Source organism: Escherichia sp. MOD1-EC6475 (assembly GCF_003046645.1).
Lineage (GTDB): Bacteria > Pseudomonadota > Gammaproteobacteria > Enterobacterales > Enterobacteriaceae > Escherichia > Escherichia ruysiae.
This window is the reverse complement of record NZ_PZKQ01000031.1, coordinates 16,720-35,559: the sequence shown is the minus strand read 5'-3', so window position 1 is coordinate 35,559 and position 18,840 is coordinate 16,720. Positions and strand designations below refer to the sequence as shown.

General features: G+C 51.0%; 18 protein-coding genes. 12 read left to right on the top strand and 6 right to left on the bottom strand.

Going from position 1 to position 18,840, the window contains the following annotated elements; translation table 11 throughout:
• Positions 1-7: 7 nt before the first annotated feature.
• The gene (locus A7589_RS11220; protein ID WP_000689228.1) at positions 8-214 is read right to left on the bottom strand and encodes a DUF1107 domain-containing protein; all 207 of its coding nucleotides are present in this window, start codon (positions 212-214) and stop codon (positions 8-10) included.
• A gap of 324 nt (positions 215-538) precedes the next feature.
• Here A7589_RS11220 and A7589_RS11215 point away from each other — a divergent pair, with 324 nt between their 5' ends.
• On the top strand, positions 539-1,096 hold the full coding sequence (locus A7589_RS11215; RefSeq protein ID WP_000175264.1) for a YtfJ family protein: 558 nt from the start codon (positions 539-541) through the stop codon (positions 1,094-1,096).
• Here the strand turns inward: A7589_RS11215 and cysQ are convergent.
• Positions 1,086-1,826, bottom strand: a complete 741-nt coding sequence (gene cysQ, locus A7589_RS11210) for a 3'(2'),5'-bisphosphate nucleotidase CysQ (protein ID WP_000893402.1) — start codon at positions 1,824-1,826, stop codon at positions 1,086-1,088. The two genes, A7589_RS11215 and cysQ, sit on opposite strands and share 11 nt — an antisense overlap.
• 170 nt (positions 1,827-1,996) lie before the next feature.
• On the opposite strand from cysQ, the gene cpdB reads away from it, so the two are divergent.
• Positions 1,997-3,940, top strand: coding sequence for a 2',3'-cyclic-nucleotide 2'-phosphodiesterase (gene cpdB / locus A7589_RS11205; RefSeq protein ID WP_105282478.1), 1,944 nt, complete (start codon positions 1,997-1,999; stop codon positions 3,938-3,940).
• 128 nt (positions 3,941-4,068) lie between these two features.
• Here the strand turns inward: cpdB and A7589_RS11200 are convergent, their stop codons facing one another.
• Positions 4,069-4,449, bottom strand: a complete 381-nt coding sequence (locus tag A7589_RS11200; protein ID WP_010355951.1) for a winged helix-turn-helix transcriptional regulator — start codon at positions 4,447-4,449, stop codon at positions 4,069-4,071.
• 88 nt (positions 4,450-4,537) lie between these two features.
• Here A7589_RS11200 and qorB point away from each other — a divergent pair, with 88 nt between their 5' ends.
• The 3 genes from qorB (at position 4,538) to ytfE (ending at position 7,242) form a co-directional block, all read left to right on the top strand.
• Positions 4,538-5,398 (top strand): NAD(P)H:quinone oxidoreductase, encoded by an 861-nt coding sequence (qorB, locus tag A7589_RS11195; protein WP_000560594.1) that lies wholly within the window; start codon positions 4,538-4,540, stop codon positions 5,396-5,398.
• Between the two features lie 108 nt (positions 5,399-5,506).
• Positions 5,507-6,472 carry a DMT family transporter gene (locus tag A7589_RS11190; RefSeq protein ID WP_010355954.1) on the top strand — a complete coding sequence of 322 codons (966 nt, stop codon included), beginning with the start codon at positions 5,507-5,509 and terminating at the stop codon, positions 6,470-6,472.
• 107 nt (positions 6,473-6,579) lie between these two features.
• Positions 6,580-7,242 carry an iron-sulfur cluster repair protein YtfE gene (gene ytfE / locus A7589_RS11185; protein WP_000331457.1) on the top strand — a complete coding sequence of 221 codons (663 nt, stop codon included), beginning with the start codon at positions 6,580-6,582 and terminating at the stop codon, positions 7,240-7,242.
• A 44-nt stretch (positions 7,243-7,286) separates the two neighbouring features.
• Here ytfE and cycA read toward each other — a convergent pair whose 3' ends face one another.
• Together cycA and bamJ are read right to left on the bottom strand one after the other, a co-directional pair.
• Positions 7,287-8,699 (bottom strand): D-serine/D-alanine/glycine transporter, encoded by a 1,413-nt coding sequence (gene cycA / locus A7589_RS11180; protein WP_000228361.1) that lies wholly within the window; start codon positions 8,697-8,699, stop codon positions 7,287-7,289.
• Positions 8,700-9,007: 308 nt separating this feature from the next.
• Positions 9,008-9,628: a BamJ family beta-barrel-assembly machinery protein gene (gene bamJ, locus A7589_RS11175; RefSeq protein WP_000211237.1), complete on the bottom strand. Its 621-nt coding sequence runs from the start codon at positions 9,626-9,628 to the stop codon at positions 9,008-9,010.
• 216 nt (positions 9,629-9,844) lie between these two features.
• Between bamJ and ytfB the strand changes: the two genes are divergently transcribed.
• Positions 9,845-10,483: a cell division protein YtfB gene (gene ytfB, locus A7589_RS11165; protein ID WP_001119466.1), complete on the top strand. Its 639-nt coding sequence runs from the start codon at positions 9,845-9,847 to the stop codon at positions 10,481-10,483.
• Here the strand turns inward: ytfB and A7589_RS11160 are convergent.
• The gene (locus A7589_RS11160) at positions 10,467-11,114 is read right to left on the bottom strand and encodes a TetR/AcrR family transcriptional regulator (RefSeq protein ID WP_021551493.1); all 648 of its coding nucleotides are present in this window, start codon (positions 11,112-11,114) and stop codon (positions 10,467-10,469) included. The two genes, ytfB and A7589_RS11160, sit on opposite strands and share 17 nt — an antisense overlap.
• Before the next feature lie 211 nt (positions 11,115-11,325).
• Between A7589_RS11160 and A7589_RS11155 the strand changes: the two genes are divergently transcribed.
• The 6 genes from A7589_RS11155 to A7589_RS11130 all read left to right on the top strand — a co-directional run bounded on the left by A7589_RS11155 (position 11,326) and on the right by A7589_RS11130 (position 18,745).
• Positions 11,326-12,117: a 3-ketoacyl-ACP reductase gene (locus tag A7589_RS11155; RefSeq protein ID WP_108188835.1), complete on the top strand. Its 792-nt coding sequence runs from the start codon at positions 11,326-11,328 to the stop codon at positions 12,115-12,117.
• A gap of 9 nt (positions 12,118-12,126) precedes the next feature.
• A complete protein-coding gene (locus tag A7589_RS11150) occupies positions 12,127-12,969 on the top strand; it encodes a sugar phosphate isomerase/epimerase family protein (RefSeq protein WP_001205236.1) in 843 nt (280 codons plus the stop codon).
• A gap of 9 nt (positions 12,970-12,978) precedes the next feature.
• The gene (locus tag A7589_RS11145; RefSeq protein WP_016159981.1) at positions 12,979-13,755 is read left to right on the top strand and encodes an enoyl-CoA hydratase/isomerase family protein; all 777 of its coding nucleotides are present in this window, start codon (positions 12,979-12,981) and stop codon (positions 13,753-13,755) included.
• A gap of 9 nt (positions 13,756-13,764) precedes the next feature.
• On the top strand, positions 13,765-15,306 hold the full coding sequence (locus tag A7589_RS11140) for an acyl CoA:acetate/3-ketoacid CoA transferase (protein ID WP_001226968.1): 1,542 nt from the start codon (positions 13,765-13,767) through the stop codon (positions 15,304-15,306).
• Positions 15,303-17,375, top strand: coding sequence for an FAD-dependent oxidoreductase (locus tag A7589_RS11135; protein ID WP_108188834.1), 2,073 nt, complete (start codon positions 15,303-15,305; stop codon positions 17,373-17,375). The genes A7589_RS11140 and A7589_RS11135 overlap by 4 nt, the downstream gene beginning before the upstream one ends.
• Before the next feature lie 92 nt (positions 17,376-17,467).
• On the top strand, positions 17,468-18,745 hold the full coding sequence (locus A7589_RS11130) for an MFS transporter (RefSeq protein ID WP_001033619.1): 1,278 nt from the start codon (positions 17,468-17,470) through the stop codon (positions 18,743-18,745).
• Positions 18,746-18,840: the final 95 nt, after the last annotated feature.

Here is an 18,840-nt window from a genome sequence, read left to right as displayed (position 1 = left end):
CACTTGGTTAAGCCATCTCTGTTTGCAGACGCATAACCTGACGGTTAACTTCGGACATCACTGACAAATGCAGTTTATCCTTCACTTTTGGGATAAGAATCTTACCCTTATCAAATTCAAAAGCGCCAACGTCCTTGATGTATAACCGTCCACGGAACAGGATCTTCACGTACTTCGCCACCTGAAGTGGGTTGTACCGTTGGAAAATTTTCATTGTTGTCTCCTGCTGAGTATTACGCCTTTGCGGTGCCACAATCGGCCCAACTATTATGAGGCGCAAATTTTAATGCCTAATGACTATAGACTATCGGGGTAATGTTTCCAGCGTGTATAATTTTTTTTACCCTACTGTTACAATTATTCAGAATTATCTTTTCTCCTAACCACAATCTTCAGTATAAACATTCATTTTTCATATGATTTGTGCGCTTGTCCGCAAACTGGCACCGCACTTGCGGGAAATTCGATAAATAGCACATATGATTAAAAGCCAGACCCAAGTGGTCGGATCACCTGCATACGATAAGAAGGAAACACTATGACCCTACGCAAGATTCTCGCGCTGACTTGCTTGCTACTGCCGATGATGGCCTCCGCACATAAATTCGAAACTGGTCAGCGCGTACCGCCGATTGGTATTACCGATCGTGGCGAGTTGGTGTTTGATAAAGATCAGTTTAGCTACAAAACCTGGAACAGTGCGCAGTTAGCGGGAAAAGTGCGAGTACTGCAACATATTGCCGGTCGCACCTCCGCAAAAGAGAAAAATGCGACGCTGATTGAAGCAATTAAATCGGCGAAATTGCCGCACGATCGCTACCAGACGACCACCATTGTCAACACCGACGACGCAATCCCTGGTTCCGGTATGTTTGTACGCAGCAGCCTGGAGAGCAATAAAAAGCTCTATCCGTGGTCGCAGTTTATTGTCGACAGCAATGGCGTCGCGCGCGGAGCCTGGCAACTGGATGAAGAGAGTTCCGCCATTGCCGTGCTGGATAAAGACGGTCGCGTGCAATGGGCGAAGGACGGGGCGTTAACCCAGCAAGAAGTGCAGCAAGTCATGGACTTGCTGCATAAATTGCTTAATAAATAGAAACCCGGAATCCAGGATTCAGGAAGGATTCGCGCGGAGTATAATCCAGCGGTTTGCCCTGCCAGTCGTGAACGTGTGCTCCGGCAGCTGCAGCCACGGCATGGCCGGCAGCGGTATCCCAAATATTCGTCGGCCCGAAACGCGGGTAGAGCTGCGCCTGACCTTCCGCCACCAGGCAGAATTTCAATGAAGAGCCGATGGATGTCGTCTGGTGTTCACCAAGCTGTTGCAGATACTCTTTCAGCTCAGCATCCGCATGGGAACGGCTGATGACCACCAGCGGCGGACGGGCGTCGCGTACCTGAATCTGCTTGCGCACGCCGCACTCTTCTTTCCAGGCTTTGCCTTCCGCCGCGCTGTACATTACGTTCATTACCGGCGCATACACCACACCTAATACCGGTTTGCCTTTGTCGATCAGCGCAATGTTAACGGTAAATTCACCATTTCGTTTAATAAACTCTTTGGTGCCGTCCAGCGGATCTACCAGCCAGTAACGTTGCCAGTGCTGGCGGACTTCCCAACCGGGAGGATCTTCTTCGGAAAGAACCGGAATATCCGGCGTTAGGGTACGTAAACCGTCCATGATTACGGTGTGCGCGGCAATGTCCGCCGCCGTCACCGGTGAGTTATCCGCTTTGCTGACGACGTCCATCGGTTTTGTCCCGTCGTAGACCTGCATAATGGCATCGCCCGCATTCCGTGCGAGTTGACATACTTGTTCTAACATTCTCCACCTCTTTTGTTTCAGTGGTGTTAACTTGTTGTTTTACTTATACCCTATCGTTACAGAATCCGCCAACTGTGATGGCGTCATCGTTTCCTGATTTATTATTTATGGCATCCTTCACGCTCCGTATGAAAGACGTCTCATCTTCTTGTTCATAAAAGGATGCCCAGATGGTTAAGTTTAGTGCAACGCTTCTTGCTACGCTGATTGCCGCCAGTGTGAATGCGGCAACAGTCGATCTCCGCATAATGGAAACCTCTGATTTGCATAGCAACATGATGGATTTCGATTATTACAAAGATACATCCACAGAAAAATTTGGACTGGTACGTACCGCGAGCCTGATTAATGACGCGCGCAACGAAGTGAAAAATAGCGTACTGGTCGATAACGGTGACCTGATCCAGGGTAGCCCGCTGGCAGATTACATGTCGGCGAAAGGATTAAAAGCAGGTGATGTTCATCCGGTCTATAAGGCGCTGAATACGCTGGATTATACCGTTGGCACACTCGGCAATCATGAATTTAACTACGGTCTGGATTATCTGAAAAATGCGCTGGCTGGAGCAAAATTCCCCTATGTGAATGCCAACGTCATCGACGCTAAAACCAAACAGCCGATGTTTACACCGTATTTAATTAAAGACACCGAAGTGGTCGATAAAGACGGCAATAAACAGACGCTTAAGATTGGCTACATCGGTGTTGTACCACCACAGATCATGGGATGGGATAAGGCCAATTTATCCGGCAAAGTTACCGTTAACGATATCACTGAAACGGTACGCAAGTACGTGCCGGAAATGCACGAGAAAGGTGCCGATGTTGTTGTCGTTCTGGCGCACTCTGGCTTGTCTGCTGATCCGTATAAAGTGATGGCGGAAAACTCAGTTTATTATCTCAGTGAAATTCCGGGCGTTGACGCCATTATGTTTGGTCATGCTCACGCCGTTTTCCCGAGTAAAGATTTTGCTGATATCAAAGGCGTAGATATCGCCAAAGGCACGATTAACGGTGTTCCAGCAGTGATGCCTGGCATGTGGGGCGATCATCTCGGCGTGGTTGATCTGCAACTCGATAATGACAGCGGAAAATGGCAGGTGACGCAGGCGAAAGCGGAAGCACGGCCGATTTACGACATCGCCAATAAAAAATCCCTTGCGGCGGAAGATAGCAAACTGGTCGATACGCTTAAAGCCGATCACAACGCCACACGCCAGTTTGTCAGCAAGCCGATTGGAAAATCTGCCGACAATATGTATAGCTATCTGGCGCTGGTGCAGGACGATCCGACCGTGCAGGTGGTGAACAACGCACAAAAAGCGTATGTCGAACATTACATCCAGGGCGATCCCGATCTGGCAAAACTGCCGGTGCTCTCTGCTGCTGCGCCGTTTAAAGTTGGCGGTCGCAAAAACGACCCAGCCAGCTATGTTGAAGTGGAAAAAGGCCAGCTTACCTTCCGCAACGCCGCCGATCTCTATCTCTACCCCAATACGCTGATCGTGGTGAAAGCCAGCGGTAAAGAGGTGAAAGAGTGGCTGGAGTGCTCTGCCGGACAGTTTAATCAGATTGACCCCAACAGCACGAAACCACAGTCACTCATCAACTGGGATGGTTTCCGCACCTATAACTTTGATGTTATTGATGGCGTGAATTACCAGATTGACGTCACCCAGCCCGCCCGCTATGACGGCGAATGTCAGGTGGTTAATGCTAATGCGGAAAGGATTAAGAACCTGACCTTTAATGGCAAACCGATTGATCCGAATGCCATGTTCCTCGTTGCCACCAATAACTATCGCGCTTACGGCGGCAAATTTGCCGGTACGGGTGACAGCCATATTGCTTTTGCTTCACCGGATGAAAACCGCTCGGTGCTGGCAGCGTGGATTGCAGAAGAGTCGAAGCGTGCGGGGGAAATTCACCCGGCGGCAGATAACAACTGGCGTTTAGCACCGATTCCCGGCGATAAGAAACTGGATATCCGTTTCGAAACTTCTCCGTCAGATAAAGCCGCTGCGTTTATTAAAGAGAAAGGGCAATATCCGATGAAAAAAGTCGCGACCGATGATATCGGATTTGCGATTTATCAGGTGGATTTGAGTCAGTAATACACATCTTTTTCGACCTACAAATCATCAACCGCATCCGGCACTTATTGGCGGATGCGATGCTGACGTATCTTATCCGCCCTACAAGTCATGAAGCGCAGGGTGGATAAGCGCAGCGCATCCGGCAGTTATGCCGCACGTTCATCCCGCACCGCCAGCACCTCTGGCAGATGAATCTCAATCCAGTCCGCCAGCGCAGCAACCTTTTCACTCACCTGCTCGCCCAGCGGCGTGAGGCTATATTCCACATGCGGCGGCACCACCGGATACGAGATACGGTTAAGAAACCCATCCTGCTCCAGCGCCTGTAACGACTGCGCAAGCATCTTTTCACTCACCCCGCCCATTTTACGGCGCAGGTCGCTGAAACGATGAGTGCCTTCACGCAGCGCCACCAGAATCAATACCCCCCAACGGCTGGTAACGTGTTTCAGCACCTCGCGCGACGGGCACTGTTCAGCGAAGAGATTTCCCTCTTTCAGTTGTTGCGACAGACTAACCTGACTCATTTCACACTTACCTTTTTGTACGTACTTACTAAAAGTAAGTTTAGGTGGTAGCGTATTTAAACACAAGACAAAACGATGGAGACTTCCCATGATCGCTATTACCGGCGCAACCGGCCAACTTGGTCACTATGTTATTGAGTCCCTGGTGAAAACCGTCCCTGCCAGCCAAATAGTGGCTATCGCACGTAATCCGGCAAAAGCCCAGGCATTGAGCGCGCAAGGCATTACCGTGCGTCAGGCTGACTACGGCGATGAAGCCGCACTGACATCTGCGCTACAGGGCGTGGAAAAACTGCTGCTGATCTCTTCCAGCGAAGTGGGTCAACGTGCCCCGCAGCATCGTAATGTTATTAATGCCGCAAAGGCGGCTGGCGTGAAATTTATTGCGTACACCAGTCTGCTGCACGCAGATAAATCTCCGCTCGGCCTGGCTGCTGAGCATATCGAGACGGAGAAAATGCTGGCTAATTCTGGCATCGCTTATACCCTGCTGCGCAACGGCTGGTATACCGAGAACTACCTCGCCAGCGCCCCGGCAGCACTGGAGCACGGCGTATTCATCGGTGCGGCGGGCGATGGCAAAATTGCCTCAGCAACGCGGGTAGATTATGCAGCCGCTGCCGCGCGCGTGATTAGCGAAGCCGGTCACGAAGGCAAGGTTTACGAACTGGCGGGCGATAGTGCCTGGACGTTGACACAGTTAGCGGCAGAGCTGACCAAACAGAGCGGCAAGCCGGTTACCTACCAGAACCTGAGCGAAGCCGATTTCGCCACTGCGCTGAAAGGCGTTGGTCTTCCTGTCGGACTGGCGGACATGCTGGCTGATTCTGACGTTGGCGCATCGAAAGGTGGTCTGTTTGATGACAGCAAAACGCTGAGCAAATTGATTGGTCGCCCAACGACAACGTTAGCCGAAAGCGTAAGCAATCTTTTTAATGTTAATAACTAGTTAATTAAAGTGGCATCCTCCCGCATCCTCTCTGATAATGACGGGATGCCGGGAGCAACCATGTCTGCTTCCTGAACATTTCTTCTGACAGACCAGTGGATGCCAGTGATGATTAGCGGCGTGCTGTACGCCCTGCTAGCAGGGTTGATGTGGGGGCTTATTTTTGTCGGGCCGTTGATCGTGCCGGAATACCCGGCGATGTTGCAGTCGATGGGGCGTTATCTGGCGTTAGGGTTAATTGCGCTACCCATTGCCTGGCTGGGGCGCGTGCGTCTGCGTCAGTTGGCGCGTCGCGATTGGTTTACCGCCTTGATGCTCACCATGATGGGCAACCTGATTTATTATTTTTGCCTTGCCAGTGCCATTCAACGTACCGGCGCGCCTGTTTCCACGATGATTATCGGCACCCTGCCGGTGGTTATTCCTGTCTTCGCCAATCTGCTTTATAGCCAGCGCGACGGCAAACTCGCATGGGGAAAACTCGCTCCGGCGCTGGTTTGTATTGGCATCGGCCTGGCGTGTGTGAATATTGCTGAGTTAAACCACGGACTCCCCAATTTTGACTGGGCACGTTATACCTCGGGTATCGTGCTGGCGTTAGTTTCCGTGGTCTGCTGGGCGTGGTATGCCCTACGCAACGCCCGCTGGCTGCGGGAAAACCCAGACAAACATCCAATGATGTGGGCGACGGCGCAGGCGCTGGTCACGCTGCCGGTTTCGCTCATCGGCTATTTCGTCGCTTGTTACTGGCTAAATACGCAAACGCCGGACTTCTCCCTACCTTTTGGCCCCCGTCCGCTGGTATTTATTAGCCTGATGATTGCTATCGCCGTGCTTTGCTCATGGGTTGGCGCACTTTGCTGGAACGTCGCCAGCCAGCGATTACCGACGGTTATCCTCGGACCGTTGATTGTTTTCGAAACGCTGGCAGGTTTGCTGTACACCTTTTTGCTGCGTCAGCAAATACCGCCGCTGATGACGCTGGGCGGTATCGCGCTGTTAGTGGTTGGTGTGGTCATTGCAGTCAGAGCAAAACCGGAAAAGCCTTTAACTGAATCTGTCTCAGAAAGTTGACATGCTGGCTGTGAGTTAAATAAGCCTCTGCTACGTAAGGGTTATAGCTTTTAACTTAAAGATGCATCTAAAATACATCTTATCTTATTAAGAATGAGGTATCAGCTATGGCTTATCGCGACCAACCTTTAGGTGAACTGGCGCTCTCTATTCCTCGCGCTTCGGCTCTGTTTCGTAAATATGATATGGATTACTGCTGCGGCGGTAAGCAGACGCTGGCGCGCGCGGCGGCACGTAAAGAGCTGGATGTTGAGGTCATTGAAGCTGAACTGGCAAAGCTTGCTGAACAACCGATTGAGAAAGACTGGCGTAGCGCCCCGCTGGCAGAAATCATCGACCATATCATCGTGCGCTACCACGATCGTCACCGCGAGCAACTGCCGGAGCTGATTCTGCAAGCGACTAAAGTCGAGCGCGTTCACGCCGACAAACCGAGCGTGCCAAAAGGGCTGACAAAATACCTGACCATGCTGCATGAAGAGCTTTCCAGCCACATGATGAAAGAAGAGCAGATCCTCTTCCCGATGATCAAACAAGGCATGGGCAGCCAGGCAATGGGGCCAATCAGCGTAATGGAAAGCGAGCACGATGAAGCGGGCGAACTGCTGGAAGTGATCAAACACACTACCAATAACGTCACACCGCCGCCAGAAGCCTGCACCACCTGGAAAGCGATGTATAACGGTATCAATGAATTGATTGATGACCTGATGGAGCATATCAGCCTGGAAAACAATGTACTGTTCCCGCGCGCGCTGGCGGGTGAGTGATCTAAAAGCTGGATGGCATTGCGCCATCCAGCATGATAATGCGGTTATTTCCGCAGTTCAGCAGCCCGCTTCTTACCAATAAACAACCAGCCCAACCCCAGCGCGATAAACCACAGCGGGGTAACCAGCAGCGCCTGGCGAGTGTCATCTTCCAGTGTCAGCAACACGACCACGAACACAAAGAACGCCATACATACCCAGCACATCAGCTTGCCGAGCGGCATCTTGTAGATTGATTTCTCATGCAGATGAGGACGCTGTTTGCGATACACAAGGTATGAGCAAAGGATAATCGTCCAGACGAACATAAACAGAATCGCGGAAACTGTCGTGATCATCGTGAACGCGCCAATCACGCTTGGATTCACATACAACATCACCACGCCGCCGAGCAGACAGATGCAGGAGAAGGTCAACCCTTTCGCTGGTACTGCGCGTTTAGAGAGTTTAGCGAACGCTTTCGGCGCGACGCCTTCCTGTGCCAGACCAAACAACATACGGCTGGTAGAAAATACGCCACTGTTAGCAGAAGAAGCCGCAGAGGTCAGCACCACAAAGTTAATCACGCTTGCCGCCGCAGGCAGCCCCACCAGCACAAACAGTTCAACAAATGGGCTTTTCTCCGCGACCACAGAACTCCACGGCGTCACGGACATAATTACAATCAGCGCGAAGACGTAGAACATAATGATGCGGATCGGAATGGAGTTAATTGCGCGTGGCAGTGATTTCTCCGGATCTTTCGTTTCCGCAGCCGTTGTACCGACCAACTCAATCCCCACGAAAGCGAAAACCGCTATCTGGAATCCGGCAAAGAAGCCGCTTAAGCCTTTCGGGAACCAGCCACCGTCATTCCACAAATGCGCGAACGACGCTTCCACACCGGTCGGAGACTGGAAGTGCATCATCACCATGATCAGACCAACGACAATCAGCGACACGATGGCGACGATTTTGATCATCGCAAACCAGAACTCCATCTCACCGAACATTTTTACCGTGGCGAGGTTTAGAACCAGTAACAGAATGATCACGGATAACGAAGCAACCCAGTCAGAAAGCCCCGGGAACCAGAACTGCGCATAAGCGGTAATAGCGACAACATCCGCCATACCAGTAACTACCCAACAGAACCAATAAGTCCAGCCGGTGAAATATCCTGCCCACGGACCCAATAAATCGGAAGCGAAGTCACTAAAAGATTTATATTCCAGATTCGAAAGCAGCAATTCCCCCATTGCCCGCATCACGAAAAAGAGCATAAAACCGATGATCATATAAACGAAAATGATCGACGGCCCGGCAAGACTAATTGTTTTACCGGAACCCATAAACAACCCTGTACCTATGGCACCGCCAATGGCAATAAGCTGAATATGTCGGTTTGTGAGATTGCGCCGTAGCGACTGTTCAGCCGGAGCCTGATCATCGGCAACGACTTTTACCTGATCTACCATGTTTTTTTCTTCCTGTACCTGTCTGTGTTGTTCAGGCTCTGCGGCCTTTAGTCAGTCTATGATACGACGAATCTGTATCGGGACTCATCGATATTAGGTAACAATACGCGGGATGAATACTAAGATTTAGATCTAATGTTAATTTAATGTTTAAAGTGAGTGTCATATCACGGTGATAACGCGAAACAGCTCACAAAAATACACGCTTACGTGGTCTTTGCAACACAAAATAGCGTCGTTTGGCAAACTGAAGGGGTTATTGCTGAATGCCTGCTCCCCTCTGGCTCGAGGGGAACAGAATGCGCTGCTTAGAGGATTTCCAGCAGTTCGACTTCAAACACCAGGGTGCTGAACGGAGGGATGGACGCGCCTGCGCCACGCTCGCCATAAGCCAGTTCCTGCGGGATGGTCAGTTCCCATTTAGAACCCACCGGCATCAGAGTCAGTGCTTCAATCCAGCCTGGGATCACGCCGTTAACCGGGAATTCAGCCGGCTCACCACGGGCAACGGAGCTGTCAAATACAGTACCGTCGATCAGCTTACCGGTGTAATGAACGCGAACGCGGTCGGTGCGCGCAGGAATTGCGCCTTCGCCCTGATTGATCACGCGGAATTGCAGGCCAGATTCGGTGCTGTTCACGCCCTCTTTTTTGGCGTTTTCTTCGAGGTATTTCACACCTTCGGCAGCCATCGCCTGGAAACGCTGACGACGAACGGCATCAGCACGTTCGTGAATTTCACGCAGCGCGCGGTGCACCACATCAACCGGAACAGCCGGATGTTTACCTTCCAGCGCATCGGCAATGCCCGCAACCAGTGCTTCTGGCAGCAGCCCTTGCAGACCAGATTCACTCAGTTGTTGCCCTACCTGCAAACCAATACCGTAGCTTGCTTGCGCTTCGATGGTATCAAAAGTTGGAGTGGTCATCGTATTTCCTTTCTTCGGGTATAAAGTAGCGGCAGCATATCAGCCACACTTCCTTGGGTAAAACTTTGTCGCGGGAATGATGACAAATCACGGGGAAAAAGAAACAATAGCAATATCCCGTATGAATATAATAAAGGCGGGTTTACCACGGACATCATAGCGTTAGCTTATTCATAGGCTATAATTGAGGAACAAGACGCGGAGCAGGAGGAAACCATGCCCGGGCGCTTTGAACTAAAACCAACCCTGGAGAAAGTCTGGCACGCGCCGGACAATTTTCGCTTCATGGACCCGCTGCCGCCGATGCATCGTCGGGGGATCATTATTGCCGCCATTGTATTGGTGGTCGGTTTTCTGCTTCCGTCTGATGATACGCCCAACGCGCCGGTGGTGACGCGTGAAGCGCAGCTGGATATTCAGTCGCAATCACAACCGCCAACGGAAGAACAACTGCGGGCGCAATTAGTTACCCCACAAAATGATCCTGATCAGGTGGCTCCGGTCGCCCCTGAACCGATACAGGAAGGCCAGCCGGAAGATCAGCCACAAACTTCGCAAACGCAACCTTTCCAGCCAGATGGTGGAATTGATAATCAGTGGCGCTCTTATCGTGTCGAACCGGGTAAAACGATGGCGCAATTGTTCCGCGACCACGGACTACCCGCTACCGATGTCTATGCGATGGCGCAGGTCGAAGGCGCGGGCAAGCCGCTAAGTAATTTGCAAAATGGGCAATTGGTACAAATCCGCCAGAACGCCAGCGGCGTAGTGACGGGCTTAACCATTGATACGGGGAATAATCAACAGGTTCTGTTTACCCGCCAGCCGGATGGCAGTTTTATTCGTGCGCGGTAGATGAAGGGTCAACGAGAAGCCAGCTAAGGATCGTCTCTTTGATGACCTTACGTCTGGCTTCCAGCGCCTGCGGTGAAACCATACTGATGTGATAAACCAGGCCAAGCGTATGCTGGTTGATCAAATAATATCCCCCGAGCGCGGCAATATTAATATTCACCTGCAACGGGTCGATATCAGCCTTAAAAATATTGAGTCTCTTCCCTTCAGCCAACAAAGATTCCATTAACTGCAAGTGCGCATGGTTAATTTCTAAAAGACGCTGTGATTTTGCATAATGCACACCTTTACTCTGGTTTTCACTATGCACAATTTTTAAAAACCAGGGGTTAGCAATGTAATAATCCCAGGTAAAATCGATGATTTTTTCAATTGCTTTTTGTGGAGGAAGACCTGAAACATCCAGGGATTTTTCTTTTTGTCGAATATCGTTCCAGGTATATTCCAGCACTTCGATAAATAAATTTTCTTTATTACCAAAGTGGTGATAAACCGTCTGTTTACTGCACCCTGCGGCCTTAACAATATTATCGACTCTGGCTCCTTCGTAACCATATTCGGCAAATTCATTAACCGCACATAACAGCAGCTTTTCCTTCAGGCTCTGTACGTTGCTGGTATCAAGATACATAACGCTTCCCCACGACCTCTTCAAGATGACTATCTTAACCCGATTAATTAGAAGCTCCAGTAAAAAGGCTAAAAACTCGTACTTTCATCGGGTTATCAAATGTCCTGTGATCACTATCGCATATCAACCAACCAGATGGTTGATCTTTCTTGCCGCACGTCGCAAGCTAATCGTCACTTAGGGAAACAATATTCAAAAAGAGAGCTATTGTATGAAATCCACTCGTCCTGTTGCCGTCATCACTGGAGCCGCACGTGGCATTGGTAAGGGGTGTGCGCTGGAGCTTGCCCGTGGCGGATTTAATCTGTTGATTAACGATCGCCCCGATGCCGACAGCGTAGAAAAATTACATGCCACGCAACAGGAATGTATGGCAGAAGGCGTGGAAGTGATTTGCTTCTCTGCCGATGTTGGCGATCTCTCCCTGCATGAAGAGATGCTCGACGCGGCGCAAAATCAGTGGGGGCGTCTGGACTGCCTGCTCAATAACGCGGGCATTTCTGTGAAAAAACGCGGTGATCTCCTCGACCTCGAACCAGACAGTTTCGACCAAAACATTGCTATTAACACCCGCGCGCCGTTCTTCCTCGCACAGGCATTCAGTAAACGTCTGCTCGCACAGCCAAAACCAGAAACAGAATTCCCGCACCGCTCGATTATTTTTGTCAGCTCAATCAACGCCATCATGCTGGCGATGAATCGCGGCGAATATACCATCGCTAAAACCGTCGTTTCTGCCGCTGCTCGTCTGTTTGCCGCTCGCCTTTGCAACGAACAAATTGGCGTCTATGAAGTGCGCCCTGGTCTAATCAAAACCGATATGACTATTCCGGCAACGGCTTATTACGACGAACTGATCGCTAAGGGACTGGTGCCGTGGGGACGTTGGGGTTATCCGGCTGATATCGCCTCCACTGTCCGCGCGATGGCGGAAGGCAAACTGATTTACACCTGTGGTCAGGCCGTCGCCATCGACGGTGGCTTAAGTATGCCGCGTTTCTGAGGCTGAACCATGAGAGATCTGTTACAACGCCCGGATTTATTCAGCATCAATACCGCGACGCTGGGCTATAAAACCCCGCTACCCGCCATTATTGATGCCTGCGCCGCACGCGGTATAGGTGCGATCGCCCCCTGGCGCAGAGAGTTGCAGGGCGAAGATCTTCAGCAGATCGCCCGTCAGCTTGCCGCCAGTAACATGAGCGTTTCCGGTTTATGTCGTAGCACCTACTACACCGCGCCGACGCTGGCAGAGCGCAAACTGGCGATTGATGATAACCGCCGGGCGCTGGACGACGCAGCGGTGCTGAACGCCGCCTGTTATATGCAGGTGGTTGGCGGCTTACCCCAGGGCACAAAAGATCTGTATGAAGCACGGGAACAGGTGAAACAAGGGATACGCCAGTTACTGCCACATTCGAAAGAAGTTGGCGTGCCGATTGCGCTGGAGCCACTGCACCCAATGACCGCCGCCGATCGCTCTTGTTTGTGCACGTTACGCCAGGCGCTGGACTGGTGTGATGAACTCGATCCCGATGGCGAATTTGGCCTCGGCGTGGCTGTGGATGTTTACCATGTCTGGTGGGATCCGGATCTGGCCAGCCAGATCCGGCGCGCCGGAAAACGTATTCTCGCATTTCATGTTTCCGACTGGTTAGTGCCGACCACCGATCTGGTCAATGACCGGGGAATGCCGGGAGATGGCGTGATAAATATTCCGTCAATTCGTCGACTGGTTGAAAACGCCGGATTTAATGGCGCTATTGAACTGGAAATATTCTCACCGTACTGGTGGCAGAAAGATATTAACAGCACGCTGGATATTAGCGTCGATCGCATCGCGCATTATTGCTAAGGAATAATCATGAGTGACCAACCCGTTCTGTTCAGCAGAGCGGCGGCTTCCTGCCGTCTGACGTTGAACCGTGAAGATAAATGTCATGCTATTAACGAAGAGATGATTGAATCTCTCGACCATTATTTAAATGAAATTGAAAACGACACCACATTACGATTAGTCGAATTAACGGCAACCGGCGATAAATTCTTTTGTGCGGGCGGTGATATTAAATCGTGGTCGGCCTATTCGCCATTAGATATGGGCAGAAAATGGATTAAACGCGGTAATGACGTTTTTAATCGCCTGCGCAATTTACCGCAATTAACGGTTGCGAATCTCAACGGTCATACCATCGGCGGCGGTATTGAACTTGCCTTGTGCTGCGATATTCGAATCGCTCGCCCCAGCGCGAAATTTTCTAACCCGGAAGTCATGCTCGGCATGGTGCCTGGCTGGATGGGCATTGAACGCGTGCTTAATCAGGTCGGCCCGGTGGTCGGTCGCCAGATGCTGATGCTAGGTAAACGTCTGACGGCGCATGAAGCCCAGGCGGCGAATTTAATTGATGAAGTAGTAGAAAAAGAACAGGTGGAAAGCTGGATGGCGAACCAGTTAGCGCAGCTGGAAAAATGTGGTCCGGTGGCACTGGCGCATATTAAGCAGCTGATTCTGGCACTGGAAAATAAACACGCTGAATACCCACACCAGTTACTGGCTGGATTAATGTCCGCCACTCAGGATTGCCAGCAGGCGACGCAGGCATTTGCCGAAAAAAGTAGCGTGAGCTTCCATAATCAATAAGGAAATTGTATGCGTAAGATAACAACCGCCGAGGCACTGGCGGCGCAAATTCAGGATGGTGCAACCATTGCCATTAGCGGTAACGGCGGCGGCATGGTGGAAGCCGACCATATTTTGGCAGCCATTGAAGCGCGCTTCCTGCAAACCGGACATCCACGCGACCTGACGCTAATCCACTCGCTGGGCATTGGCGATCGCGACTGCAAAGGCACGAACCGCTTCGCTCATGCTGAAATGCTCAAACGCATTATTGCCGGACACTTTACCTGGTCGCCCAAAATGCAGGAACTGGTGAAGAACAATGCCATTGAAGCCTACTGCTTCCCAGGCGGTGTGATTCAGGCATTGCTGCGGGAAATTGGTGCCGGACGTCCGGGACTTTTTACCCACGTTGGCCTGGGATCATTTGTTGATCCACGCAATGGCGGCGGAAAGTCGAACGCTTGCACCACCGAGGATCTGGTAGAACTGATCGAAATTGATGGCGAAACCAAACTCCGCTATCGCCCTTTCAAAGTGGACTATGCCATTTTGCGGGGCACTTATGCCGACCCGCGTGGCAACGTCAGCCTCGAAGAAGAAGCGATTGATATGGATAGCTATTCGATGGCGCTGGCAGCACACAACAGCGGTGGCAAAGTGTTCGTACAGGTGCGCGATGTACTGGAAGCTGGCGCTATTGAACCACGTCGGGTCAAATTACCGGGGATTCTGGTTGATGGCATCGTTGAATACCGCGAACAACCGCAAACCTATCTTGGCGGTTACGACCTGACGATCAGCGGTCAACATCGCCGTCTGGGTTCTAACGACGCTATTGAACTGGTTAGTCATCCGGTACGTCGCTTAATTGCCCGTCGGGCAGCGCGCGAGCTGGTGGCAGGCGCTTCAACCAACTTTGGCTTTGGTATCCCCGGCGGTATTCCTGGGGTTGCGCTGCGTGAAGGCGTTCCTTACCAAAGTTTATGGCTAAGCGTCGAGCAAGGCGTGCATAACGGTATGATGCTGGATGACGCGTTTTTCGGCTGCGCCCGTAACGCCGACGCCATTATCCCTTCGCTGGATCAATTCGAGTTCTACAGCGGCGGCGGCATCGACATTACTTTCCTCGGCATGGGCGAGATGGATCAACATGGTAACGTCAACGTCTCACACCTGAACGGCAATTTAATCGGCCCCGGTGGATTTCTCGAAATTGCGCAAAACGCCCGTAAGGTGGTGTTCTGCGGCACGTTCGACGCCAAAGGCAGCAAGATTGATGTAACACCAGATGGCTTGCATATCGCCCAGTCAGGTCAAATCCCTAAACTGGTTACTCAGGTGGAAAAAATCACCTTTAGCGCCGCCTACGCACAGCAAAGCGGTCAGGAAGTACTGTATATCACTGAACGTGCGGTATTCCAGTTAACGGCAGAAGGCGTTGAATTAATTGAAATCGCGCCGGGCGTGGAGATTGACCGCGACATTCTGCCGTTCATGGCTTTCCGTCCAATTATCAACCAGCCGCGCCTGATGGAAAGTAGCCTGTTTACGCCAATGGAGGACGCATGAGCCAGACTGATGACGCCATCCTCGATGCGCTGACGCACGTCACTTTCCCGAAGGGTTTTGTGTCAGCAGAGCCAACGTCAATTGTCACGGTGGACGGTGTTGATTACCCACTCTGGCAAGTTGATGCTCTGGTCGTTGGTAGCGGCGCGGCAGGATTACGTGCGGCGGTTGAACTGAAACGTCGCCAGCAAAATGTGCTAATCGCCACCGCCGGGTTATACATGGGAACATCGGCCTGCTCCGGTTCCGATAAACAGACGCTGTTTACCGCCGCAACGGCGGGCAACGGCGATAACTTCGCAAAACTTGCTGAAGCACTGGCGAGCGGCGGTGCGATGGATCACGACACGGCGTATGTCGAAGCGGTCGGTTCCCTACATACCCTTGGCGGGCTGCAATATCTCGGTCTGGAATTACCGGAAGATCGCTATGGTGCAATTCTCCGTTATCAGACCGACCATGACGAAGCCGGACGCGCAACCTCCTGTGGGCCGCGCACTTCTCGTCTGATGGTGAAAGTATTGCTCGAAGAAGTGCAGCGCCTCGCCATCCCACTGTTGACCAGTGCAACGGTGATTAAACTGCTGCATCAACGCGGTGAAAACGGCGAAGATCGTGTGGCCGGGGCTATCCTCGCAACCGGTTCCCGCGCCCATAACCCGTGGGGGCTGGCAATTGTCACTGCGCCCAATGTGGTACTGGCAACAGGCGGGCCGGGCGAGCTTTATCGCGACAGTGTTTATCCGCATAAATGCTTTGGCTCGCTGGGGCTGGCGCTGGAAGAAGGTCTGACGCTAACCAATCTGACCGAAAGCCAGTTTGGTATAGGCACGCCGCGCAGCACGTTTCCGTGGAATTTGTCCGGCACCTATGTGCAGGTGATCCCGTATATCTATTCCGTGGATGCCGAGGGCAACGAGTATAACTTCCTCGCGGATTACTATCGCACCACCCAGGAACTGGCTTCAAACATCTTCCGTAAAGGCTATCAGTGGCCGTTCCACGCCACGCGGGTGATGGGTTTTGGCTCCAGCTTGTTGGATATGGCAGTGGCGCAAGAGCAGCAATCAGGCCGCCAGGTTTTTATGGATTTCAAGCGAAATCCTGAAGCGGTGCCTGGTGATTTGCCATTCTCATTAGATCGACTGGACGACGACGTTCGCACGTATCTGGAAAATAACGATGCTCTGGCGCCATCGCCCATCGAACGCCTGCAACGAATGAATCCGCTGTCCATCTCGCTGTATAAGATGCACGGTTACGATCTCACCACACAGCCGTTGCAGTTTGCCATGAATAATCAGCATATGAATGGCGGCATTGAGGTTGATATCTGGGGGCAAACTTCTCTGCCCGGTTGTTTTGCGGTGGGAGAAGTCGCCGGAACTCACGGTGTTACCCGACCTGGCGGCGCGGCGCTGAATGCCGGACAAGTTTTTGCCGTGCGTCTGGCGCGTTTTATTGGCTGCACACAAAAGCGATCTGTTGAAGATGATGTCGCACAATTGGCATCTCCGGCACTAAATTCAATCAGAGAGATCATCACTCAGGCGCTGGCAAACGAAAATGGAATGGCGCTGGCTGCGGTGAAAGAAAAAATCCAGGCGCGAATGTCTGATTACGCCGGATTTATTTGTCATGCCGATAAAGTTCGTCACGCCGCCCGTGACGCCCTGCTGTTAAGTGAGTTTGTGCAACAACACGGTTTGACCATCAACCATGTTGGCGAAATTGCCGAGCTATTTATGTGGCGGCATATGGCGCTGACGTCTGCCGCCGTATTGACACAGTTGACGCATTATATTGATGCAGGCGGCGGCAGCCGTGGGGCGCGGATGGTTATTGATCCACAAGGCGAATGTCTACCGCAAACTCGTCAGGGTGCAAAAGAAGAATGGCATTTTCGCTCTGAACTCGCTGACGATAAAAATAACAAATTAACTATTCATTATTCACAAGACTCTTTTATTACTGAAGTGAAGTCGTTACGTGTGCTACCGCGTATTAATGGTATTTACTTTGAAAAAAACTGGCCAGATTTTCTAAAGGGAGAGATTTACACACAATAATTTTTAATATGTTCTCTGTACCTGATTTTTATTAACTATTACACGGAATTACCAACAACCAGGGTTTATTAATATAATTAAAAGGTTTAAACATGAATAAAATAAAGAATTACCGGTGGCATATGATTGCCCTCGTATGCTTTATCACTGTAATCAATTATCTGGACAGAACGGCGTTAGGTATTGCAGCTCCAACTATTATGGAGACAACTGGAATAACCAAAGAGCAATATTCATGGATTGTCAGTGCATTCCAGTTGGCCTATACATTGGGTCAACCGGTAATGGGATTCTTTATTGACACTGTTGGTCTGAAATTGAGTTTTGCGATTTGCGCCGCAGTATGGGGGCTGGCAACAATGGGTCATGCGCTGACCGGAACATGGTCAGGTCTGGCATTTATGCGCGCCCTGATGGGTTTCAGCGAAGCGTCGGCAATTCCGGCCGGTGTAAAAACCGCATCAACATGGTTCCCGGCAAAAGAGCGTGGCGTGGCAACAGGTGTTTTCAATATGGGCACCTCACTCGGCGCGATGCTTGCACCACCGCTAATTGCCTGGTGCATTATGTTTCATAGCTGGCAATTTGCGTTTATTGTCTCAGGTAGCCTTGCTTTGCTCGCGGCTTTATTTTGGTTCTTTTGTTATAAAGATCCAAAAGATGCCAAACGCCTTTCTGATGAAGAGCGCCACTATATTGAATCAGGGCAAGAACAGCATCTTAAAACAGATAAGAAAGAAAAAACATCAATCAAGCATATCCTCAGCCAACGTAATTTCTGGGGGATTGGCATCGCGCGTTTTCTCGCTGACCCGGCATGGGGAACCATTAACTTCTGGGTGCCAATTTTCTTTGTTGAAACGCTGCATTTTAGCCTGAAAGAAATTGCGATGTTCGTCTGGCTACCTTTCCTGTTGGGCGACCTTGGCTGTTTAGCCAGTGGTTTTGTCGCGAAGTTCTTCCATGATCGCGGCGTGAGTTTAATCAATTCACGAAGAATTACCTTCACTATCGCTGCCGTCATTATGATGACGATTGGTCTGGTGAGTATTGTCGAAAATCCCTACATTGCCGTGTTACTGATTAGTATTGGCGCGTTCTCGCATCAATGCCTTTCTACTGTGGCAGCAACTCTGGGCGGCGATCTGTTCAAAAAAGACGAAGTGGCTACCGCAGTGGGTATGGCTGGAGCCTGTGCGTGGAGCGGTCAGTTGATTTTCAACCTGTTCATCGGGGCATTCGTTCACATTATCGGCTTCGCACCGTTCTTTATTGCTCTGGCTTTCTTTGACATTATTGGCGCTATTGCATTGTGGACGCTTATCAAAGTTAAAGATGAAGAACCGCAAGTACAGCTAGCGACAAGCTAATTAATAGATATCAGAGCGTTATACTCCAGTTGTAACGCTTTCGCTATAAAGCAAAACGCCGACCAATGGTCGGCGTTTTTACGTCTCGTTGAATA

Coding starts and splice junctions, on each gene's coding strand:
- A7589_RS11220 (WP_000689228.1), bottom strand. CDS start 214: ATGAAAATTTTCCAACGGTACAACCCACTTCAGGTGGCGAAGTACGTG.
- A7589_RS11215 (WP_000175264.1), top strand. CDS start 539: ATGACCCTACGCAAGATTCTCGCGCTGACTTGCTTGCTACTGCCGATG.
- cysQ (WP_000893402.1), bottom strand. CDS start 1,826: ATGTTAGAACAAGTATGTCAACTCGCACGGAATGCGGGCGATGCCATT.
- cpdB (WP_105282478.1), top strand. CDS start 1,997: ATGGTTAAGTTTAGTGCAACGCTTCTTGCTACGCTGATTGCCGCCAGT.
- A7589_RS11200 (WP_010355951.1), bottom strand. CDS start 4,449: ATGAGTCAGGTTAGTCTGTCGCAACAACTGAAAGAGGGAAATCTCTTC.
- qorB (WP_000560594.1), top strand. CDS start 4,538: ATGATCGCTATTACCGGCGCAACCGGCCAACTTGGTCACTATGTTATT.
- A7589_RS11190 (WP_010355954.1), top strand. CDS start 5,507: ATGATTAGCGGCGTGCTGTACGCCCTGCTAGCAGGGTTGATGTGGGGG.
- ytfE (WP_000331457.1), top strand. CDS start 6,580: ATGGCTTATCGCGACCAACCTTTAGGTGAACTGGCGCTCTCTATTCCT.
- cycA (WP_000228361.1), bottom strand. CDS start 8,699: ATGGTAGATCAGGTAAAAGTCGTTGCCGATGATCAGGCTCCGGCTGAA.
- bamJ (WP_000211237.1), bottom strand. CDS start 9,628: ATGACCACTCCAACTTTTGATACCATCGAAGCGCAAGCAAGCTACGGT.
- ytfB (WP_001119466.1), top strand. CDS start 9,845: ATGCCCGGGCGCTTTGAACTAAAACCAACCCTGGAGAAAGTCTGGCAC.
- A7589_RS11160 (WP_021551493.1), bottom strand. CDS start 11,114: ATGTATCTTGATACCAGCAACGTACAGAGCCTGAAGGAAAAGCTGCTG.
- A7589_RS11155 (WP_108188835.1), top strand. CDS start 11,326: ATGAAATCCACTCGTCCTGTTGCCGTCATCACTGGAGCCGCACGTGGC.
- A7589_RS11150 (WP_001205236.1), top strand. CDS start 12,127: ATGAGAGATCTGTTACAACGCCCGGATTTATTCAGCATCAATACCGCG.
- A7589_RS11145 (WP_016159981.1), top strand. CDS start 12,979: ATGAGTGACCAACCCGTTCTGTTCAGCAGAGCGGCGGCTTCCTGCCGT.
- A7589_RS11140 (WP_001226968.1), top strand. CDS start 13,765: ATGCGTAAGATAACAACCGCCGAGGCACTGGCGGCGCAAATTCAGGAT.
- A7589_RS11135 (WP_108188834.1), top strand. CDS start 15,303: ATGAGCCAGACTGATGACGCCATCCTCGATGCGCTGACGCACGTCACT.
- A7589_RS11130 (WP_001033619.1), top strand. CDS start 17,468: ATGAATAAAATAAAGAATTACCGGTGGCATATGATTGCCCTCGTATGC.